The organism is Mycobacterium colombiense (genome assembly GCF_003284935.1).
Classification (GTDB): domain Bacteria; phylum Actinomycetota; class Actinomycetes; order Mycobacteriales; family Mycobacteriaceae; genus Mycobacterium; species Mycobacterium arosiense_A.
The window spans coordinates 37,975-58,935 of record NZ_QMEV01000031.1; the positions used below are offsets into that span (position 1 = coordinate 37,975).

A 20,961-nucleotide genomic window follows, 5' to 3' on the forward strand; every position below is an offset into this window, starting at 1 on the left:
CGGCATTTATGGACACATGATTACGCTTTTACAAGGGATTTACCTTGTGATCGGCCTTGCGTACTGTGCGGCTTATGCGGATTCATGACGTTCGAACCCGTCGCAGCGCCGACAATTTCCCCCGCGACCAGCACCTGGCATGGAAGATCGCCGAGGTCGCCGCCGACCCCGTCGCCGTGCCCGCGGACACCGCGGCGATGGTGATCAACCGCATCATCGACAATGCGGCGGTTTCGGCGGCCTCGGTGAACCGCCGCCCGACCGCCGCCGCCCGCGTCCAGGCACAGGCACACCCCATCTCCGTCAAGGGCGCCAAGGTTTTCGGGATCCAGGGCGACTACTCCCCGGAATGGGCGGCCTGGGCCAACGGGGTCGCCGTGCGCGAGTTGGACTTTCACGACACCTTCCTGGCCGCCGAGTACTCGCACCCGGGCGACAACATCCCGGCCCTGGTCGCGGTTGGCCAGCACCTCGGAATCAGCGGAGCCGACCTGATCCGCGGCATCGCAACGGGTTACGAGATCCAGATCAACCTGGTCAAGGGAATCTGCCTGCACGAGCACAAAATCGACCACGTCGCTCACCTCGGCCCGTCGGTGGCGGCGGGTCTGGGCACCATGCTGCGGCTGGACAAGGAGACCATCTACTCCGCGATTGGACAGGCCCTGCACCTGACGACGTCCACCCGGCAATCACGCAAGGGCCTGATCTCCAGCTGGAAGGCGTACGCACCCGCGTGGGCCGGCAAGGTCGCCATCGAGGCCGTCGACCGCGCGATGCGTGGCGAGGGCGCGCCCGCACCCATCTGGGAGGGCGAGGACGGGGTGATCGCCTGGCTGCTCTCGGGTCCGGAGCATACCTATCGGGTACCGCTACCCGAGGCCGGCGAGCCGAAGCGCGCCATTCTGGACAGCTACACCAAGGAGCACTCCGCCGAATACCAGAGTCAGGCGCTGATCGACCTGGCGCGCCGAATGCGCGACCGCATCGGCGATCTGGGTCGGATCGCCGCGATCGAGTTGCACACGAGCCACCACACTCATTACGTCATCGGCACCGGATCCGGTGATCCGCAGAAATTCGATCCGGATGCCTCCCGCGAAACGCTGGACCACTCCGTGATGTACATCTTCGCGGTCGCCTTGCAGGACGGAAGCTGGCACCACGAAAGGTCTTACACGCCGGAGCGGGCACACCGTCCCGACACCGTCGAATTGTGGCGCAAAGTCTCGACGATCGAAGATCCCGAGTGGACCCGGCGCTACCACTCCTCCGATCCCGCGGACAAGGCGTTCGGCGCCCGCGCCGAGGTCACCCTCGAAAGCGGTGAAGTGATCGTCGACGAGATCGCGGTCGCCGACGCGCATCCGTTGGGGGCCAGGCCGTTCGGGCGCGAGCAATACCTTGGAAAGTTCACCGAGCTGGCCGACGGGGTGGTCAGCGATGCCGAGCAGCGGCGATTCCTATCGGCGGCCGAAGGCCTGCCAGATCTGCGGCCGGGTGGGCTGGGAGCGCTCAACATCGCGGTCTCTCCGCCGGTGCTTGGCCACGCGCCGGTGATTCCCTCGGGGATCTTCTGATGAGCGGGCCGATCGGCGCGACCGTGCCCGCGGCGGCGAAGCGGGCCCAGTTCCGCGCCGGCCTGGAAAGTGGCCGGCTGCAACGCTTCCCGGGAGCCTTCTCACCGCTGGTGGCCAAGCTCATCGCCGAGCTCGGCTTCGAAGGGGTCTACGTGTCCGGGGCGGCGCTGTCGGCCGACCTCGGGCTGCCCGACATCGGGCTGACCACCTTGACCGAAGTCAGCGGCCGCGGAGCGCAGATCGCAGCGGTGACCGACCTACCCACCCTGATCGACGCCGACACCGGTTTCGGCGAGCCGATGAGCGCCGCTCGCACCGTGACCCTCTTGGAGGACGCCGGGCTGGCGGGTTGCCACCTGGAGGACCAGGAAAATCCCAAGCGGTGCGGGCATCTCGACGGCAAGGCCGTGGTACCGGCCGTCGAGATGGTCAAGCGCCTGCGCGCCGCCGTTGCCGCCCGCAGGGATCCGAACTTCATCATCTGCGCCCGCACCGATGCCGCCGGGATCGAGGGGGTGGCTGCCGCGATCGAGCGCGCCAAGGCCTATGCCGATGCGGGTGCCGACCTGATCTTCACCGAAGCCCTCCGGACGCCAATGGAATTCGAGCAATTCCGGGCCGCCATGGATACGCCGCTGCTGGCGAACATGACCGAATTCGGAAAGTCGGAGCTCTTGACCGTCCGACAGCTATCCGACATCGGCTACAACGTGGTGATCTACCCGGTGACCACCCTTCGGCTGGCAATGCATGCCGTCGAGGCGGGTCTTGGTGAGATCGCCGACAGCGGAACGCAATCCGGTCTTATGGACCGCATGCAACATCGCAGTCGGCTCTACGAACTGCTGCGCTACGCCGATTACAACCAATTCGATTCCGACATCTACAACTTCGCCATCGGAGGAGACGCGCAATGAGCGCTATCGAAGACAGCCAGCCCCGCATCTACAAGGGACTGGCCGGTGTCGTCGTCGACACCACAGCCATCTCCAAGGTCGTCCCGGAGACCAACTCCCTCACCTACCGCGGGTATGCGGTACAGGACCTGGCGACACAGTGCAGCTTCGAACAGGTGGCCTACCTGCTGTGGCACGGCGAACTTCCCGACGAGCAACAGCTTGCGCTGTTCTCCCAGCGGGAACGAGCGGCCCGCCGGCTGAACCGTTCCCAGCTGTCGTTGCTGGCCAAGTTGCCCGAGACCTGCCACCCGATGGACGTGGTGCGCACCTTCATCAGCTCCATTGGTGCCGAAGACCCGGATGAGGACGACAGCAGCGCAGCGGCCAACTACGCCAAGGCCCTGCGGATGTTCGCGGTGCTGCCCACGATCGTCGCCGCCGACCTGCGCCGCCGGCGGGGCCTGGACCCCATCGCCCCGCACAGCCACATGAACTATGCGCAGAATTTTCTGCACATGTGCTTCGGCGACGTTCCCGAGCAGGTGGTGGTGGACGCCTTCGAGCAGTCGATGGTCCTCTACGCCGAGCACAGCTTCAACGCATCGACATTCGCCGCCCGGGTGGTTACCTCCACGCAGTCCGACATCTACAGCGCGGTCACGGCGGCCATCGGCGCGCTCAAGGGCCCGCTGCACGGCGGCGCCAACGAGGCCGTCATGCATGACATGCTCGACATCGGCACCGCCGATCGGGCCGCGGAATGGCTGCGGGACAAGCTGGCTCGCAAAGCCAAGATCATGGGATTCGGTCACCGGGTGTACAAGAACGGTGACTCGCGGGTGCCGACAATGAAGGAGGCACTGAAGCGCGTCGCCGCGGCGCGCGACGGCCAGAACTGGCTCGACATCTACGAAGTCCTGGAGAAGGGCATGGCCGAGGCCACCGGCATCAAACCGAACCTGGACTTCCCGACCGGACCCGCCTACTACTTGATGGGCTTCGACATCGGCATCTTCACGCCGATCTTCGTGATGAGCCGCGTCACCGGCTGGACGGCACACATCATCGAGCAGACCGCGTCCAACGCGTTGATCCGTCCGCTCAGTGAGTATGTCGGACCACCGCAACGGGCTCTATCGTAAATACCGTGTTTGCCAAGGTACTGGTCGCCAATCGCGGAGAGATTGCGATCCGCGCGTTCCGCGCGGCTTATGAGCTGGAAATAGGCACGGTCGCGATCTACCCGTATGAGGACCGCAATTCCGTGCACCGGCTCAAGGCCGACGAGTCCTATCAGATCGGCGAGGAGGGCCACCCGGTGCGCGCCTACCTGTCGGTCGACGACATCGTCGCCACGGCACAGGCGTGCGGAGCGGACGCGATATATCCCGGCTATGGCTTCCTGTCGGAGAACCCCGATCTGGCGGCGGCATGCGCGGCGGCGGGCATCACGTTCGTCGGACCGAGCGCGGAGGTGCTCGAGCTGACGGGCAACAAGTCCCGGGCGGTCGCGGCGGCGCGGGCGGCGGGTCTTCCGGTGCTGACTTCCTCGCCGCCCTCGACATCGGTGGACGAGCTGGTGGCCGCCGCCTTGACGATGACGTTCCCGCTGTTCGTCAAGGCCGTCGCCGGTGGCGGCGGCCGCGGGATGCGCCGGGTCGCCGACGCGGCGTCGCTGCCCGAGGCGATCGAGGCCGCCAGCCGCGAGGCCGAATCCGCGTTCGGAGACGCCTCGGTCTTTCTCGAGCAGGCGGTGATCAATCCGCGGCACATCGAGGTGCAGATCCTGGCCGACACCCAGGGCAACGTCATTCACCTCTATGAGCGCGACTGCAGTGTGCAGCGCCGGCACCAAAAGGTCGTCGAGGTCGCACCGGCTCCCAATCTGGATCCGGCGCTGCGCCAACGGATCTGCGCGGACGCCGTGGCCTTCGCACAGAGCATCGGCTACACCTGCGCGGGCACCGTGGAGTTCCTGCTCGACGAACGCGGCAACCATGTGTTCATCGAGATGAACCCGCGCATCCAGGTGGAGCACACGGTCACCGAGGAGATCACCGACGTCGACCTGGTGTCCGCGCAACTGCGCATCGCCGGCGGGCAGAGCCTGGAAGATATTGGCTTGAGCCAGAATTCGATCGTCCCCCATGGTGCGGCCTTGCAGTGCCGGATCACGACCGAGGACCCGGCGAACGGGTTCCGTCCGGACACCGGCCGGATCACCGCCTACCGCACCCCGGGCGGCGCGGGAATCCGGCTGGACGGCGGCACCACCCTCGGCGCCGATATCAGCGCGCACTTCGACTCGATGCTGATCAAACTGACCTGCCGGGGCCGTGACTTCGCCACGGCGGTGCGCCGGGCGCGCCGCGCGGTCGCCGAATTCCGTATCCGCGGTGTCTCGACGAACATCCCTTTCCTGCAAGCGGTCCTAGACGATCCCGACTTTCAGGCCGGGCGCATCACGACGTCGTTCATCGAGGAGCGCCCGCAGCTGCTCACCGCGCGCAGCTCCGCCGACCGCGGCACCAAGATCCTGAGCTACCTGGCCGACGTCACCGTCAACAAGCCACACGGCGAGCGTCCGTCCGCGGTCTACCCGCACGACAAGCTGCCCGACGTCGACCTGTCGGTGGATCCACCGGCGGGTTCCAAGCAGCGGTTGACCGAACTCGGGCCGGAGGGATTCGCCGCCTGGCTCCGCGAGTCGCGCGGGGTCGGCGTCACCGATACCACCTTCCGCGACGCCCACCAGTCCCTGCTGGCGACGCGCGTGCGCACCAGCGGCCTGATCAAGGTGGCGCCCTACATCGCCCGGACCACCCCACAGTTGCTGTCGATCGAGTGTTGGGGCGGGGCGACCTACGATGTGGCGCTGCGGTTCCTGAAGGAAGACCCGTGGGAGCGGCTGGCGACGCTGCGGGAGGCGTTGCCGAACATCTGCCTGCAGATGTTGCTGCGTGGACGCAATACCGTTGGGTACACGCCCTACCCGGAGACGGTCACGACGGCTTTCGTCGAGGAAGCGACGGCAACGGGCATCGACATCTTCCGGATCTTCGATGCGTTGAACAACGTCGACTCGATGCGCCCGGCCATCGACGCCGTGCGGGAAACCGGTGCCTCGGTGGCCGAGGTGGCGATGTCCTACACCGGCGATCTGAGCGATCCCGCCGAAAAGCTTTACACGCTGGACTATTACCTGAAGCTTGCCGAACAGATCGTAGAAGCGGGCGCGCACGTGCTGGCGATCAAGGACATGGCCGGGCTGCTGCGCGCGCCCGCCGCGACGACTCTGGTCTCGGCGCTCAAGTCCCGGTTCGACCTGCCGGTGCACGTGCACACCCACGACACCCCGGGCGGCCAGCTGGCGACCTATGTGGCGGCCTGGCACGCCGGGGCCGACGCCGTCGACGGCGCCGCGGCCCCGCTCGCGGGAACCACCAGCCAGCCCGCGCTGTCATCGATCGTGGCCGCGGCGGCCAACACCGCCTACGACACCGGGCTGTCACTGCCGGCGGTATGCGACCTGGAGCCGTATTGGGAGGCGCTGCGAAAGGTGTACGCGCCCTTCGAATCCGGGCTTCCGGCGCCGACCGGACGCGTCTATCACCACGAGATCCCCGGCGGCCAGCTGTCGAACCTGCGCCAGCAGGCCATCGCACTGGGGCTCGGTGACAGGTTCGAGGACATCGAAGACGCCTACGCCGGAGCCGACGCCATCCTGGGGCACCTCGTCAAGGTCACCCCGTCCAGCAAGGTGGTCGGCGATCTGGCGCTGGCACTGGTGGGTGCCGGCGTCAGCGCCCAGGACTTCGCCGACGACCCCGCCCGCTACGACATCCCGGACTCGGTCATCGGCTTCCTGCGCGGAGAACTCGGTGACCCGCCCGGCGGCTGGCCCGAACCGTTGCGCACCAAGGCATTGGAGGGCCGCGGCCCGGCAAAGCCCGAACAGGAGCTGACGGCTGACGACGAAAAGGCGTTGGCGACCCCCGGCGCCGACCGGCAGGCGGCACTGAACCGGCTGCTGTTCCCCGGGCCCACCAAAGAACTCGAGGGACATCGCGAACAATACGGGGACACCTCTCGGCTGAGCGCCAACCAGTTCTTCTACGGATTGCGCCACGGCGACGAACATCGCGTCGAGCTGGAGCGCGGTGTGGAGCTGTTGATCGGCTTGGAGGCCGTCTCCGATGCCGACGAACGCGGCATGCGTACGGTGATGTGCATCCTCAACGGTCAGCTGCGCCCGGTCGTGGTGCGCGACCGCAGCGTCGCCTCGGATGTGCCGGCTGCCGAGAAGGCCGACCGCGCCAACCCGGACCACATCGCGGCTCCCTTTGCCGGGGTCGTGACGGTGACGACCGGCGTCGGTGAGGAAGTCGAAGCCGGCCAGACCATCGCGACGATCGAAGCGATGAAGATGGAAGCCGCCGTCACCAGCCCGAAGGCCGGCAAGGTCGCGCGGATCGCGGTGTCCCAGACCGCGCAGGTGGAGGGCGGCGATCTCCTGGTGGTGATCGACTAGCGGTTACCGCAAGCGCGCGGCCGTGATCAGGGCGGCGCGCGCCAGCGTCTGCTGCGCCTGCTTCACGTGGGCGGCGTCGACCAGGACACCGTTCACCCCGACCGCGCCGCGGCCCTTGGCCTCGGCCTCCCGGTAGGCGGCGACATTGGCTTCGGCCCGGGCGATTTCGTCGGCCGTCGGAGCGTAGACCTCGTTGGCGACCGGCACCTGGTCGGGGTGGATGGCCCACTTGCCGGTGTAGCCGAGCAGCGACGCGCGCCGAGCGTCGCACTCGTACCCCGCCACGTCCCGGTAGTCGGGATAGGGCGCGTCGATCGCGTCGATGCCCGCGATGCGGGCGGCCACGAGCACCTTGTTGCGCGCGTAGGCCCAGAATTCGCCGGGATATTCGCCGAGCGGAACGAAGTTCGTGTCCACCCGGGCGCCCTGCGACAGCGAGAAATCCCCCACCCCGAAGATCAAGGCATCCAGCCGCGGGCTGGCGGCGGCGATCTCCTCGGCGTTGGCCAGGCCTTCCACCTCTTCGATGAGAACCTCGAGCCGAATGCGCTCGCTCAGACCGAGTTTCGCCTCCAGCTGGGTGAGCAGCACATCGACCCACCACACGTCGCGTGCCCTGCGGGCTTTGGGAATGATGATCGTGTCGAGGTTTCGGCCGGCCTTCGTCACCACCTCGACGACGTCGTCGTGGCACCACGGGGTGTCCAGCCCGTTGATCCGGATGGCACGGGCGGTGCGGCCCCAGTCGAGATCGTTGAGCGCGGTGATCGCCTTGGCGCGCGCCTCCTCCTTGAACGCCACGGGCACCGCGTCTTCGAGATCGAGGAACGCCAGGTCGGCGCCGCATTGGGCGCCCTTCTCGAACATGTTGTCGTTGCTCGCGGGCACCGCGAGTTCGGACCGGCGGAGCAGATCAGTCATCGATTTCTTTCTGTCACAACACGCCGCGGGCGTGCAGGCTGTCAATGTCGTTGGGAGTCATGCCGAGTAGCTCGCCGTAGACCTCGGCGTTGTGTTCGCCCAGCCGGGGTCCGAGATGGTCGACCGTGCCGGCCGCCGAGGAGAACCGCGGAACGGGTGCCTGTACCTTCATCGCCCCGAGCTGTGCATCGTCGACGGAGACGAACACCCCTCGATGCGCCAGCTGCTCGTCGGCCACCAGATCGCCGATGTCATAGACCGGGGCCGCGGCCACCTCGTGGGCGTCGAAAACGGCCATCGCCTCCGAAAGTGTGTTGGTGGCAACCCAATCCGCCACCACGGAGTCGACCTCGCGGGCCCTCGCCAGCCGGCGCTGCGGGTCGGCAAAGTCGGGGTCGGTTACCAGGTCGTCGCGTCCGATCGCCCGGAACACCCGCAGCGCGAGCGCCGGCGAGCTTCCCGACATGGCCAACCACTTGCCGTCGGCGGTGCGATAGGTGTTGCGCGGCGCGGAGATATCCCACCTGTTGCCCGACCGCTCGGGGACCAGTCCCAACTGGTCATAGCCCAGCAGCGTCTGCTCGAGCAGCCGGGCGAGCGGGTCGATGAGGTTGACGTCGATCAACTGTCCCGGCCCACCCTGCACGTCGCGGTGGTACAGCGCCATCAGCACCGCGTAAGCGGCGTTCAGTGAGGCGACGCCGTCGGCCAGCATGAACGGGGGCAGCGTGGGCGGGCCGCCGGCCTGGCCGGTGATGTGCGCGAATCCGCTCATCGCCTCCCCCAGCGTGCCGAACCCCGGCCGCTCGCTCTTCGGGCCGCTCAATCCGTAACCGGTGATGTGCAGCATCACGATCCGGTCGTTGACCGCGCGCAGACTCTCATAGTCCAGACCCCACTTGCGCAACGTCTGGGGACGGCTGTTGAAGATGGCCACATCGGCGTGCGCCACCAGACGACGCACCAGGTCCTGGCCTTCGCCGCAGCGCAAGTCCAGTGTGATCGAACGCTTGTTGCGCGAAATCGACTTCCACATCAACCCGACTCCGTCGCGCTGATTGCCCCAGCCGCGGATGGGATCGCCGTGCCTGGGTTCCTCAACCTTGATCACGTCGGCGCCGAACTCGCCCAGATAGGTCGCCACCAGGGGCGCGGCGGCCAGGGTGGCGAGGTCGAGTACCCGCAGCCCGTCAAGCATTGACACCGGCAGCAGCCCACGCGCTCGAAGGGCGTTGCAGCCCAAGGTGTTCCCGCAGCGTCGATCCCTCGTACTCGGTGCGGAACAGCCCCCGGCGTCGCAGCTCCGGAACCACCATGCGCACAACATCTTCGAACGCCCCAGGCAGATGCGTTGCGGCCAGCACAAATCCGTCGCACGCGTCGGTTTGGAACCAGTCGGCCATCTGATCGGCTACCTGAGCGCCGGTGCCCACGAAACGCGGCCCCTGCAACAGGGTGGCGCGATGGTTGGCGAGGTCACGCAGCGTGACAGTGTCCCCGCCGATATGGGTGCGCAGGTTCTGCACCAGACCGCGGATTCCGGACACCGAGGCGAGCAGTTCATCGGTGACCGGATCGTCGAGATCATGTTGCGCGAAGTCGTAATTCATCAATTCCGACAGGAGCGTCAGCGATGCCATCGGATGAACCAGATCGTCGAGGAACATGGCTTCGCGCTCTTTGGCGTGGGCTTCCGACTCGCCGACGACGGCATAGGCCATGGGGCAGATGCGAACAGCGCCGGGATCGCGGCGGGCGTCGGCGATACGGTCCTTCTGATCGGCGTAGTGACTGCGCGCCACGTCGATGCCAGGATCGCCGGTGAAGATCAATTCGGCCCATCGCGAGGCGAATTCGCGTCCCCGGCCCGAGGAACCGGCCTGGATGATGACCGGACGCCCCTGCGGGGTGCGCGGCACCGTCAGCGGGCCGCGCGCGGAGAAGAATCGGCCGACGTGGCCCAACTCGTGCACCTTCGCGGGATCCGCGTACTGACCGGACGCCCGGTCGTGCCGGACGGCGCCGTCCTCCCAGGTGTCCCACAGGCCGGTCACCACGTCCATGAATTCGTCGGCCCGGTCATAGCGTTCGTCGTGGCCGAGGTGGGCGTCGACGCCGAAGTTCTGCGCTTCGCTGTCGTTGACGGAGGTGACCACGTTCCACGCTGCGCGGCCGCCCGACAGGTGGTCCAGCGAGGCGAAGGTCCTCGCGACGTGGAACGGCTGGTAGTAGGTCGTCGAGTAGGTGGCGCCCAGCCCGATTTTGGAGGTCGCCTGCGCGAGCACACCGAGGATCACGCTGAGGTCCAGCTTGACCGGGCGGGCGCCGTACCGCACCGCCTCACCCACCGAGCCGCCGTAGACGCCGGGCATCGCCAGGCGATCGTCGAAAAACATCAGGTCGAAGCAGCCCTCTTCGAGCTGGCGGCCGATCTTGGCGTAGTAGGAGGCGTCCAGGTAGCGGTGCTCCGTTGCGGGGTGCCGCCACGAGCCCGCGTACACGGAAGTGCTGCCGGCCTGCATGAAGGCGACCAGCGCCATCTTGTCGGTACGCATAATTGAAACGTAACATCTGATATTTCAGATATCAAACGTTAGATCTGTTGTTTGGTATTGTGCGCAGGTGGCGAGGATCGACATTTCCGGCACCGTGCGCGAACGCGCCGCCCGCGAGCTCCGCGACCGGATTCTCACCGGCGCACTGCCCGCTGGAGCGCGGGTGGACCTCGACGCCATCACGGAGGAATTCGCGACCAGCCGCACCCCGGTGCGAGAGGCGCTGCTGGAGCTGTCCTTCGAGGGCCTGGTCCAGGTCGCCCCGCGCAGTGGCGTGACCGTCCTGGGCATCAGCCCGGACGACGTCCTGGACAGCTTCACCATTCTCGGCGTGCTGACGGGTCAGGCCGCGGCGTGGGCCGCCGCACGGATCGAGCCTGCAGAGCTCGCGACGCTGCGCGAACTCGCCGCCGACGTCGTCGCTCGATCCGGTGACGACAGCATCGGCGAGGCCAACTGGCATTTCCATCAGATGATCCACCGGGCCGCGCACTCGGCCCGGCTGATGAATCAGATCAAACAGGCTGTCCGGGTGGTGCCGAGCAACTTCCTCACCCTGTTCCCCGAGCACGAGAAGCACTCACTCGACGAGCACCAGGAGCTACTGGACGCGCTCGGTGACAAAGACGCCGAACGCGCGCGCACCATCGCCGAACGACATGTGTTGGACGCGGGTCGCTCGCTGGCCGACTGGCTGGAGCAGCGCCGCGACGGTTAGTCGCGGGCGTGGGTCAGGAGAATGCCGGCAAGACCTTGTCGGTGAGCAACTGCACCGACTTCCAGGCTTCGTCGACCGGCATGCCCCCGACCAGGGGGTGCATGACGAGCGGGCCGTAGTTGTCGGCGTCACGGATCTCCGCGGTCAGCTGCTCCGGAGTGAGGAAGCGGTATCGTCCCGATGCCCTGACCTGGTCCAGCGTTTGAACCCCGGGCAGGTGCATGAGCGAACGCTGGTCGGTGGACCACCGGCCGTAAGTCACTGCCTCCCAGAGGATGTGGTCTCCGAGCTCCGCCCACGCGCGGTCGGGGTCCTCGTGCAGGTAGATCATTCCGCGATTGACCGGCCCCGGCATCAGGACGAAGGGCGACATGCCCGCCTCCGCACACAGCTCGCGGTAATAGTCGGCAATGTCGGGCAAGTGGTCCGCCAAGCTCAGCGGCAATCGAAAACGGGCCGCGCGCCGCGCCGTGGCACGTGCGCCACCGCCGACGTACAGCGGGGGGTGCGGCCGCGACCAGGTGCCGGTGCAGATCCCGTTCTCCGGATCAGCGCCGGACCAGACGGCGAGCATTCGTTCGAGCAGCGCGTCCATCAGCGCACCGCGCCGGCTGAAATCGGCTTCGAGAGCGTCATATTCAACCGTGCGGTACCCCAGGCCCACCGTGGTGTGCAGGCGTCCGCGACTCATGTTGTCCACCAGCGCGATGTCCTCGGCAAGTCGCACCGGATTCCACAGCGGACCCAGCGCGCAATCGACACTGGCGATCAGCTTCGAGGTCCGGGCCAAAAACATCGCCGCGGCCATGATCGGATTGCAGCTCCACCCGTGCCCCGTCGCGTGATGCTCATCGACGCTGATGGAGGTGATGCCGTGGGATTCTCCCCACTGTCCCAACTCGAGCGCCGCGGAAAGGAGCTTGCCCTGCGTGCGTGGGTCGCCTTGCGGGGAAGCAAAATTGAAGCGCAGCACCGTCAACAGCATGCGAAACCCCGCCTCTCTACGCTTCCGGGCCCGCCGCCGCCTGCAGGAAGGCCGGAAAGTCCGGGAACAGTGCGCGGTCGACGATCTCGATGCGGGTTCCCGCCGCGTCGACGTAATAGGCGAACAGCGCCAGGTCGCCCGAAGACGGGCCTGCGGTGCCGGCGGTGGCTTCGAAGCTGAAGCCGTTGTCTTCCAGTATCTTCGCGCTCTCGGCCAGGCTGTCGGTCCAATAACCGAGGTGATGGATCGCGTTGCCGGGCGCTGCCGACCAGGCCGTTCCGGGAACCTCCTTGATCAGTTCGACGTGCGGTGCCTGCAGCGAATAGACGAAAGTCGAAGTGATTTCGTGGGTTCCGGCGGTTGTGCGAAAGGGCAAGGTGTAGCTCACCGGGGTTATCCACCGGTAACCGGCCAGCGCGCTCAGCCGCGCCATCGCCGCCTCGAGGTCAGGCACGATGATGCCGGTGTGGTAGAAGTCTTCGGGCCGTAGCGCGAATGCCGTCATGTGTTCCTCGCTATCTGGTTGCGCAGCCAGGCACTCTCCCAGAAGTTGTTGCTGCTGGCGAGAAGCTTTTCATGAGCGTCCCGCAACACGGCGCGAGCCCCAGGATGTTCGGCCGGAACGAGCTCGGCCAAATGGATGGCCTGCAGAGGGCGCTCGGCAGTCAAATGAGCGCGAGCTCGCGCCAGTAACGCATCGGCGCCGGCCAGTTCGACCACATCCGCGGCGACCGAATCGAATCCGACCGGATACAGCTCGGTGGTCGATTCGTGGTGGAACCAGCCTGAGTAGTTCTCCCAGACGGCCCGCACGTCCCAGGCGACTTTGCCGTAGCCCTGGCCCACTTCGTATTCCGCGGGAAGCGTGATGTCGCGCATCAGCGCGCGGACGTCCTTGCCTGCGTTCATCCCGTCAACGGTTTGATCGTGGATGTACTGGATGGCGTTGCGCAGCCGGGTCAGCTCTTGGTTGATGCGGTCGGCACCCTGGACCGGCTCGAAGTGTCCGGTCACCAGCAGGTCGGCCTGCAGGTCCCGGACTCTGTCCACTGACGCGATCGCCGTCAACGCGTCCCGATACCGATCGCCGCGCATGGTGACGAGGTTGGGAATGTGCCCGATGAGCGGGCCAAAGGTATTTCCGCACAAGCAGATCCGCTCTTGCGGCAGCCACACCACCAAAGAGTCGGTGGTCTCTCCTCCAGGCACCGAAATCAGTTCCATTCGCCGGCCGCCGACCTCGAGACGCAGGGTGTCCTCGAAGTCGATGTCCACCGCGGGCACGCTCTGGCCCGCCAGCCGCGACGTGCCCAGGCGCCGCTGGATGGCCTGGATGCCGGTGGCCAGCGTGTCTTTGAAAGCGAATGCGCTGCGGCTGGCCCGGTACGGGATCAGCCGGTCGTTGTCGTCGCGCCAGGCCTTCCAGTTCGCCTGCGCGACAACGACCGTGTCGGGATCGCGCACGCTGTCCAGGCCGCCGACGTGATCGACGTGGCCCTGCGTGAAGATGATGTAGCGCACCGGCGACGAGTCGACGGCGTCGAAGTTCGCGCGATGCACCGGGCCCTCGAAACCCATCCCGGTGTTGATGACCACCCGACCCTCGGTCGTGGTGAGCAGATACGAGTTGGACAACCCCGGCGAACACCACAGCCCGGGGGCGATTTCCTCGGCCCTCTCGGCAGACGCCGGGCGCATCGCGTCGGCGCCCGGCCTGCTCCGATAGACAGGTTCGAACATCGCTGGTGACTCCTCTTATTCGGGACAGACGTCGAACTTGTCGAAGTAGAAGCCGAAACGGCGGCGCAGTTCGTCCGCGGAGGTGCCGAAGTGCCGCTGCAGTTCGTAGTGGATGCGGCCGTGTTTGCCCCGCGGATTACCGTCCAGGTAGCGCTGGAAGCGTTCGCGTACCTTGGGCGGCAGCTCCACGCCGGCGCACCGGTACAGCGTCTCGAGCACCGGCATCTCGTTGCCCCCCAGCTGGTGGAAGTTGATGTCGATGCTGCGTTCGGGCGCCACCAGGTGGCGGTCCCGCACACATGCGCTGAGTAGGCGATGCACGCGGTCGCTCCAATAATCGAGCAGCCACTGCGGGTCAATGCTGTTGCGGCGCAATCGGTCCGAGTAGGCCATCATGGTGATCGCCGACTGGATCACCGCGGCGGGGTCGCGGTGCGTGAAGGCCACGGTCGCGTCGGGGAACGTCGCCATCAGCGGGCCGAGCTGCTCGCAGTGCTGTGGACTCTTGAGCACCCAGGTCCGCGGGCCGCGCAGGAAGGTCAGCGCCTGCAGCACCTTTTTCATGTAGGCGTAATGCCGAGTTTGGTCGAGGCCCAAGTAGTAGTCACGCCAATCAGGCACGCGCGCATGCCATTCCAGCACGTACGAGGCCAGGTCGAGGTCGAGAAGCTCCACTTCCTCCTCGATCGCCTCGGGAGACCGGTCATGCATCGCGGCCACCACGGGTGCGCTCGCCATCAGCGCATCGTGTTCGGCTTTCGCGCGCGCGTAGCGGGGATCGACGCCGAAAATGTCGGGGCCCTGCCCCCGCGCAGGAATGGGATCCTGACTTTCCCAATACTGCAGCGCGCGCCGGCGCGGGTCGGCGGCAATGAGGTTCACCAAATGGGTGGTGCCCGAACGCGGCATCCCGACGACGATGAACGGCTTTTCGATCGGGATGGACTCGATCTCGGGGTAGCGCCCGAGGAGTTCGGTGAGCGACATGCGGTTGCGGAGCAGGCGCACGATGCGTTGGCGCAGCGAACCGCGGGTGAGCTGGCGCAGCGCGTCGTCGGCTTCGATGGCTCCGACGTGCGCCCGCAGCCGGTCGGCGAAGCCGTCGGTGTCGTCGAGGTCGGCGGCTCCGGCCGGCAGGCCGGTCTGCTCGATGGCCTCCGCACGCATCCGGTCGATGTCCAGGTCGACGGGCTTGGCCTCGGTGAATTCCAGGATCTGGCGCTGCACGTCGGTCAGCCGGGGCGCCGTCAGGTCGTCGAAGTCGATGTCGTCAACCGCCGAACCCACCGCAACCCCTCTCCGACGCAACGGGTGAGAAAGATGACACCGACGCTAGCCGCGGCGCAGATCCGTGGTGCATCCACCTGCCGCGCCCGGCCGGCGCTAGAGGTTGGCCAGATCGTCGGGGACGTCGACCTTGTGTTCTTGCAGCGCCTCCAAGGGCACCACCTCGAGGGTGCTCTCGTGAGTAGCGGCCAGCACCACCGGGGCGGCACAACCGTCGTGGTGGGCGCGCAGCCAGTTCAGCGCGGTCACGCACCAGCGGTCGCCGGGCAGCAGACCGGGGAACCGGTACTCGGGCACCGGCGTCAGTAGGTCATTGCCGATCGAGCGCTGGTGCTCCAGGAATTCGGCGGTCATCACCGCGCAGATCGTGTGCCGGCCAAGGTCCTGAGGCCCCGTCGAGCAACAGCCGTCGCGGTAGAAGCCGGTCACCGGGTCTGTGCCGCACGGTTCCAGCGGACCGCCGAGCACATTTCGATCAGGCACCCGTTCAGTATTGCGCTCCTGAGGGTGAAGTTTGAAGAAAATCTGCCGACTGTTTCGTCGGGTTTTCACGGGACGGTCCCGGCGGGCCTCTGTGTGGACGCCCGGACGCTGGGCGTGTTAACTCGAAGCGATGTCGACGCCGCCCAACCAACCCGGAAATCCGCCCGGCGAGCCGCCCTGGGGGTGGCAGCCGCCGGGTTATCCGCCCCCGCAGCCTCACCCCGGCTTCTCGGGCTATCCGGGGTATCCCGGTTACCCCGGATATGGTGACCCCCAGGCGCCGTACGGCCGCGATCCGGTGACCGGACTGGCGCTATCGGACAAGTCCGCGACCACCGCCGGCTTGCTCCAGCTGTTCTTCGGCGTGTTCGGTATCGGGCGCTTCTATATCGACTCGACGCAGATCGCGGTCGCGCAGCTGTGCCTGGGGCTGTTCGGAGTTCTCTTCAGCCTCTTTTGTTTTCTGGGCTTTCCGGTCCTGCTCGGCGTCATGGTCTGGGCCATCGTCGACGCGATCATGATCTTCACGGGCAGCGTCAAAGACAGATACGGCCGCAAGCTGCGTTAGGCGAGCGGCGATAGGGAATCCTTTTCGGTTGTCCGACAACGCGTTTGACGCGCAACGGGCCCTGATTTTAACTTGGTTGATCTTCGAGGCGGTCCGGCCACGCCGGTAGTGGTGGTCACGGATTGGTCACGATCGCCAGCGAGTTCGTCGCGCGACGGTGCCGACAACGAACCTGTCGCGACGCGCTGAGCAAATCCCGGGGAAATCGCCCCGAAAACTTATCGTCACATCGTGGAACGACGTACGGCCCTGAAACTCCCTCTGTTACTGGCGGCAGGCGCCGCAGTTGCCCGGGCGCCCCGGGCTTCCGCGGAGGAAGCGGGCCGGTGGTCACCCGAGCGCGCGAACCGTTGGTATCAAGCGCAGGGCTGGCTCGTTGGAGCAAACTACATTCCGGCGAACGCCATCAACCAACTCGAGATGTTCCAGCCCGACACCTTCGATCCGCGGCGCATCGATACCGAACTCGGCTGGGCGCAGTTCTACGGCCACAACACTGCGCGGGTGTTCCTTCATGATCAGCTGTGGGCCGCGGATCAGCGTGGCTTCCAAACGCGCCTAGGGCAATTCGTCGACATCGCGGCGCGTCATCGCATCAAACCGCTGTTCGTGTTCTTCGATTCCTGTTGGGATCCACATCCGCGCGCGGGCCGCCAGCGTGCGCCGAGGCCCGGCGTGCACAACTCGGGGTGGGCGCAAAGCCCCGGCGCCGAACGACTCGGCGACCCTCGCTACGTCCCTGTCATGCGCGACTACGTCACCGCGGTGATGACCCAATTCCGTAACGACAACCGCGTTTTGGGCTGGGACCTGTGGAACGAGCCCGACAATCCCGCGCGCCAGTACCGCACGGTCGAAAGAAGCGACAAGGAACAACTGGTCGCCAACCTGCTCCCCCAGGTGTTTCGGTGGGCGCGGGCGGTGGATGCCAGCCAGCCACTGACAAGCGGTGTGTGGCAGGGAGATTGGGGACAACCTCAGGGCCGCAGCACGATCAGCGACATCCAGCTTGCCAACGCCGACGTGATCACCTTCCACTCCTACGCCGGGCCGTCCGGGTTCGAGAACCGGATCAACGAGCTCACTCCGCTGGGCCGGCCGATCCTGTGCACGGAATACATGGCGCGCCCTCAGGGCAGCACCGTCGAATCGATCCTTCCGGTTGCCAAGCGCCACAACGTCGGTGCCATCAACTGGGGTCTGGTCGCCGGCAAGACCCAGACCTACTTTCCCTGGGACTCATGGGATCACCCGTACACCTCAGTCCCGAAGGTGTGGTTCCACGACCTGATCCGGCCCGAGGGCCGCCCGTTTCAAGACATCGAGGCCCTGACGGTGCGAAAGCTGGCCGGTAGCCAGACCTGAGCAGGTTGCGGCCTGGGACTGCCTTAGCTTCGATCCTTCAGCGACCGCACCCGCCCGTGAGCTTCCAGTAGTAGGGTTATACCTGCTCAGAAGGGGGCGGCGATGGTCGTCGGTGTTGGTCGACTGCAGGCGGCGCCATGACGTGGGGCCACTTCACCGAAGCGGAACTGATCGCGGCGGCCGGCGGCGATCCGTGGGCGATCAACCAGAGCTTGCAGGCCGGCAGCCCGTTTCAGATATCCCAGCTGGCGGAGGCTTTCCATGGTGCCGGTCGGCACACCGCCGAAGCTGACCACGCCTTCGAGGACGCGCGCAAACGATTCGCCGCGGCCTGGAACCATGAGCAGGGCGGGCACCCGATCAACGACTCCGATGAAGTCCAACGGGTCACCAAATCCCTTGGTGCACAGTCTGAGCAACTGCCGAAGATCGGTGCCGAGCTGGAGTCCATCGCCGCTGCATTGGCCGACGCGCAAAAGCAAGGGGCCCAAGAGATCGCCCTTTTGGAAAGTGAGCTGCGGGGCCTCGACAGGGTGCTCGCCGCGATAGAACACGATTTAGGGTTCGACCTCCCTCCGGGGGAGCGCGACAAATTGGAGAAGCTGAGGCAGGCTGTGCACGCACAGGCGGTGGACGATGTCCGCGGTGCCGTCAAGCAGATGAATTCAATTCGTAATGCCTACTCGGACACGTTGCGCAAGTCGATGGGGAATCTGCACGCCGACGGCTATGACCCTGCCAAAGCTGTGGACGACTGGATCGAGCAGCCGCTGCGGGGAGTTGTAAGAAATCTGGGCCCGGTTGCTGGCACCGGCGGTATCCCCGGCATCCCGGGAATTGGCGCCGCAGATTTGGGGGAAGTTGTCGAGGTACCCGGCCAAAACGGACAGCCTGGGAAGTTGTTCGCAATTTTTGGAGATTCATTCACCGGTGATAAGGCCTACGACGGGAAGCACTACCCCTCAGTGGCCGTGCCAGTCACGTTCGACGAACAAGGTCGTCCCCATTTTGGCGCTCCGCTCACTGGACCGGACGGCCAAAACGTCTTGTTCCCACCGCCGCCTCAAGCAGCGGGGACAGACACACTTCCTGCCGGAAGTATCCGGATGAGCGACGGCACCACGTACATGATGGTCGCCGGCACCGACAAACTAAACCCCACGGGGGGATCGTGGCTCGTCAAAGTAACGAACGACCCCAGCCAGGGGTGGAAACCGATCGACAAGTCGTGGCGCCCCTGGACACCCAACCCTCCGAATCCGAATGACCCGATTCACCCCGGCACCAGCGCGACGAGCCAACCTACGCAGATCAGCGGTTTTCAAGCCAAAGACGGCAAGGTGTACATCGCCGCAGACTCTTTTGACCGCAGTAGAGGCGTCACCATGTACCGGGTTGATCCCAACCAAGTCACCGACCGCGACGCCTGGCAACCCTGGACCGGCAGCGGCTGGGGCCAACCGGGAGAACTCGCAACGGTGCCAATGAGCCCGAATACCTACGGCGAACTCAGCTTCAGGGAAGTGGACGGAAAGCCGGTGCTATCTGGATTCAATAGCACGTTTGGAACGAATCAAGTGGAGGTGCGAGTCGCAAACGATCCCCTCGAAATCTTCAGTGGCCGCGCTCCCACGGTCGTTGCTCACAACGACACCGGGAACACTCCCATTTCGATCCGACAGCCCTACGGAGGTTACATCTTGCCCGGTTCAAGCCTCAACAACCTGAACTTGTTCCTCAGCCAATGGAATACCGACGCGAATACGCCTTACAACGTGCAGCAGGTCCAAGTCACTCCGGCGCAATGACGGTCGCAGCGAAGGTCGTCTCCGCGTCACGTTCCTGATAGGAAAGCCATGATCAGCAAGGCACTCGTAGCATCAGCCGCATGTACGGCCACCGCCGTGATCAGCGCCTGCAACGCGCACGCGGACCCTCCGCGCTTCCCCGACCTCGGCGGGTATACCCCAGCCAATGTCACCGACTACAGAGTTGACGCGTCCACCCCCGGCATACCCGCTACCCAGGTATTTTTCCTGACCCCCGACGGCATCATCTGCAGTTTTCTGTCAGGCCAAGCGCAGTGCACGGGGAACAATCTCCCTGGTATCCCACCGGCTTCGCCTGCATCCGACGGATCGCAGCGCGTGAATTGGATTGGAACGGCATCGCGTCTACAACAAATTGCACCCTCGGGTCCCCCACCGAACGGAGTAAAAACCCTGCCGCCATCACACTCCATCACCGTCGACGGCGTTATCTGCGGGGTTGATAACTCAGGAATGACGGCTTGCAAAGACCCACAAGGCCATGGTTTCGTTCTATCGCCGCATGGGTCAAGTTGGCTGCCTCACGTGTGATTGTCGGTCCGGTTCTGCTCAATCGGCTTTATCGTCAGACACTGAGTCTGCGGAGGACCCGCTTGCGCGCTGTCACTCGTTTTGCCATACGGATCTTGACCGCGGCTTCAGCCGTTGTGTGCATGTCTTGTGCGGCAGCACCACGGCATGCGGCCGCGCAGCCCCCTGGCTTCCCGGATCTCAGTGGCTTCGCCTCTGTACCGGTCGAGAACTACTTCGTATCCCCCCAAAAGGGGATGCGTTACGCCCACTTTTCGACTCCCTACAACATCGATTGCTCCTTTGCCGCCGCCGAACCTGTGCCGGCGTGGAATGGGCAAGCAATCAAATGCGATGGTGAATTTCCCGGACTCGACAACGGATCCTGCGTCATAGGTAGCGCAGGGGCAGCAGGTACGGGCCCGGCATACGCAGTGAGTCGGACGGACCAGCCCTGCGGAGCACAGTTCACGCACGGAAACCTGTTGAACATCGGGCAGAAGCTGAACTACCGAAATGCGACATGCGCAGTGGGCGCGGACCACTCGGTCGCATGCTTGGACACCACACGCGGCGACCACGGATTTGTGCTCAAACCGTCAGGCAACCTTGCGTTTTGAGGTTCAACCATTTCGGAGCGGTCTTGCCGGTCAAGATGAGGATCCCGCGAATGACGGAACACGTTGCAACGCAGTGAAATACGGACTGCAGCCAAAGTGGTGTATCGTTTGGCAGCACGGTGCTTGAATCGACAGGAATGATATGCGGGTCAACACGCTTCCCTGGATGGGCGTACTCGCCGGCGCTACTCTGCTAACTCCCGGTTTAGCTCATGCGGACCCTCCACGCTTCCCCGACCTGAGCGGTTACACACCGGTCGCGGTTTCGGACTACACAATTGACGTTCCCAATCCAGGCCGGCCGCCCCTGCAAACCGTTTACTTTCTCACGCCTGACGGCGTAATTGAATCGCCCCGGCATGTCCGGAGA

At 65.5% G+C, this 20,961-nt stretch carries 16 protein-coding genes; 8 read left to right on the forward strand and 8 right to left on the reverse strand.

All coding sequences use genetic code 11. The features are described from left to right. The first annotated feature begins 74 nt into the window (after positions 1-74). The 4 genes from prpD to DQP57_RS15125 are packed head-to-tail and all read left to right on the forward strand — an operon-like array spanning position 75 to position 7,010. Positions 75-1,580 (forward strand): 2-methylcitrate dehydratase PrpD, encoded by a 1,506-nt coding sequence (prpD, locus tag DQP57_RS15110; RefSeq protein ID WP_165821818.1) that lies wholly within the window; start codon positions 75-77, stop codon positions 1,578-1,580. Further along, positions 1,580-2,497 (forward strand): methylisocitrate lyase, encoded by a 918-nt coding sequence (gene prpB, locus DQP57_RS15115; protein WP_112633716.1) that lies wholly within the window; start codon positions 1,580-1,582, stop codon positions 2,495-2,497. The genes prpD and prpB overlap by 1 nt, the downstream gene beginning before the upstream one ends. Beyond that, positions 2,494-3,621, forward strand: coding sequence for a bifunctional 2-methylcitrate synthase/citrate synthase (locus tag DQP57_RS15120; RefSeq protein ID WP_112633717.1), 1,128 nt, complete (start codon positions 2,494-2,496; stop codon positions 3,619-3,621). Before prpB ends, DQP57_RS15120 begins: the two co-directional genes overlap by 4 nt. A 5-nt stretch (positions 3,622-3,626) precedes the next feature. After that, positions 3,627-7,010, forward strand: coding sequence for a pyruvate carboxylase (locus tag DQP57_RS15125; protein WP_112633718.1), 3,384 nt, complete (start codon positions 3,627-3,629; stop codon positions 7,008-7,010). A gap of 3 nt (positions 7,011-7,013) precedes the next feature. Here the strand turns inward: DQP57_RS15125 and DQP57_RS15130 are convergent, their stop codons facing one another. Genes DQP57_RS15130 through DQP57_RS15140 form a run of 3 tightly spaced genes read right to left on the reverse strand, consistent with a single transcriptional unit; the run spans position 7,014 to position 10,486 of the window. Beyond that, complete coding sequence (locus DQP57_RS15130; protein WP_112633719.1) at positions 7,014-7,931, reverse strand: HpcH/HpaI aldolase/citrate lyase family protein; 918 nt, start codon at positions 7,929-7,931, stop codon at positions 7,014-7,016. 13 nt (positions 7,932-7,944) lie between these two features. Next, positions 7,945-9,129: a CaiB/BaiF CoA transferase family protein gene (locus tag DQP57_RS15135; protein ID WP_112633720.1), complete on the reverse strand. Its 1,185-nt coding sequence runs from the start codon at positions 9,127-9,129 to the stop codon at positions 7,945-7,947. Next, positions 9,122-10,486, reverse strand: a complete 1,365-nt coding sequence (locus DQP57_RS15140) for an LLM class flavin-dependent oxidoreductase (protein ID WP_112633721.1) — start codon at positions 10,484-10,486, stop codon at positions 9,122-9,124. Before DQP57_RS15140 ends, DQP57_RS15135 begins: the two co-directional genes overlap by 8 nt. Before the next feature lie 67 nt (positions 10,487-10,553). Here DQP57_RS15140 and DQP57_RS15145 point away from each other — a divergent pair, with 67 nt between their 5' ends. After that, a complete protein-coding gene (locus tag DQP57_RS15145; RefSeq protein WP_112633722.1) occupies positions 10,554-11,204 on the forward strand; it encodes a GntR family transcriptional regulator in 651 nt (216 codons plus the stop codon). A 13-nt stretch (positions 11,205-11,217) separates the two neighbouring features. Here the strand turns inward: DQP57_RS15145 and DQP57_RS15150 are convergent, their stop codons facing one another. The 5 genes from DQP57_RS15150 to DQP57_RS15170 all read right to left on the reverse strand — a co-directional run bounded on the left by DQP57_RS15150 (position 11,218) and on the right by DQP57_RS15170 (position 15,699). Then, positions 11,218-12,189, reverse strand: a complete 972-nt coding sequence (locus DQP57_RS15150) for an LLM class flavin-dependent oxidoreductase (RefSeq protein WP_112633723.1) — start codon at positions 12,187-12,189, stop codon at positions 11,218-11,220. A 16-nt stretch (positions 12,190-12,205) separates the two neighbouring features. Continuing rightward, positions 12,206-12,694, reverse strand: a complete 489-nt coding sequence (locus DQP57_RS15155) for a VOC family protein (RefSeq protein ID WP_112633724.1) — start codon at positions 12,692-12,694, stop codon at positions 12,206-12,208. Continuing rightward, positions 12,691-13,929, reverse strand: coding sequence for an MBL fold metallo-hydrolase (locus DQP57_RS15160; protein WP_112633725.1), 1,239 nt, complete (start codon positions 13,927-13,929; stop codon positions 12,691-12,693). The genes DQP57_RS15155 and DQP57_RS15160 overlap by 4 nt, the downstream gene beginning before the upstream one ends. Before the next feature lie 15 nt (positions 13,930-13,944). Next, positions 13,945-15,216, reverse strand: a complete 1,272-nt coding sequence (locus DQP57_RS15165) for a sulfotransferase family protein (protein WP_112633726.1) — start codon at positions 15,214-15,216, stop codon at positions 13,945-13,947. Between the two features lie 96 nt (positions 15,217-15,312). Continuing rightward, a complete protein-coding gene (locus tag DQP57_RS15170) occupies positions 15,313-15,699 on the reverse strand; it encodes a DUF2237 family protein (RefSeq protein WP_112633727.1) in 387 nt (128 codons plus the stop codon). A 130-nt stretch (positions 15,700-15,829) separates the two neighbouring features. On the opposite strand from DQP57_RS15170, the gene DQP57_RS15175 reads away from it, so the two are divergent. The 3 genes from DQP57_RS15175 (at position 15,830) to DQP57_RS15185 (ending at position 19,440) form a co-directional block, all read left to right on the forward strand. Continuing rightward, positions 15,830-16,267: a TM2 domain-containing protein gene (locus tag DQP57_RS15175; protein ID WP_112633728.1), complete on the forward strand. Its 438-nt coding sequence runs from the start codon at positions 15,830-15,832 to the stop codon at positions 16,265-16,267. Between the two features lie 231 nt (positions 16,268-16,498). Beyond that, positions 16,499-17,632, forward strand: a complete 1,134-nt coding sequence (locus DQP57_RS15180; RefSeq protein WP_112633729.1) for a cellulase family glycosylhydrolase — start codon at positions 16,499-16,501, stop codon at positions 17,630-17,632. A 137-nt stretch (positions 17,633-17,769) separates the two neighbouring features. Continuing rightward, positions 17,770-19,440, forward strand: coding sequence for a DUF4185 domain-containing protein (locus DQP57_RS15185; RefSeq protein WP_112633730.1), 1,671 nt, complete (start codon positions 17,770-17,772; stop codon positions 19,438-19,440). The last annotated feature ends 1,521 nt before the right edge of the window (positions 19,441-20,961 follow it).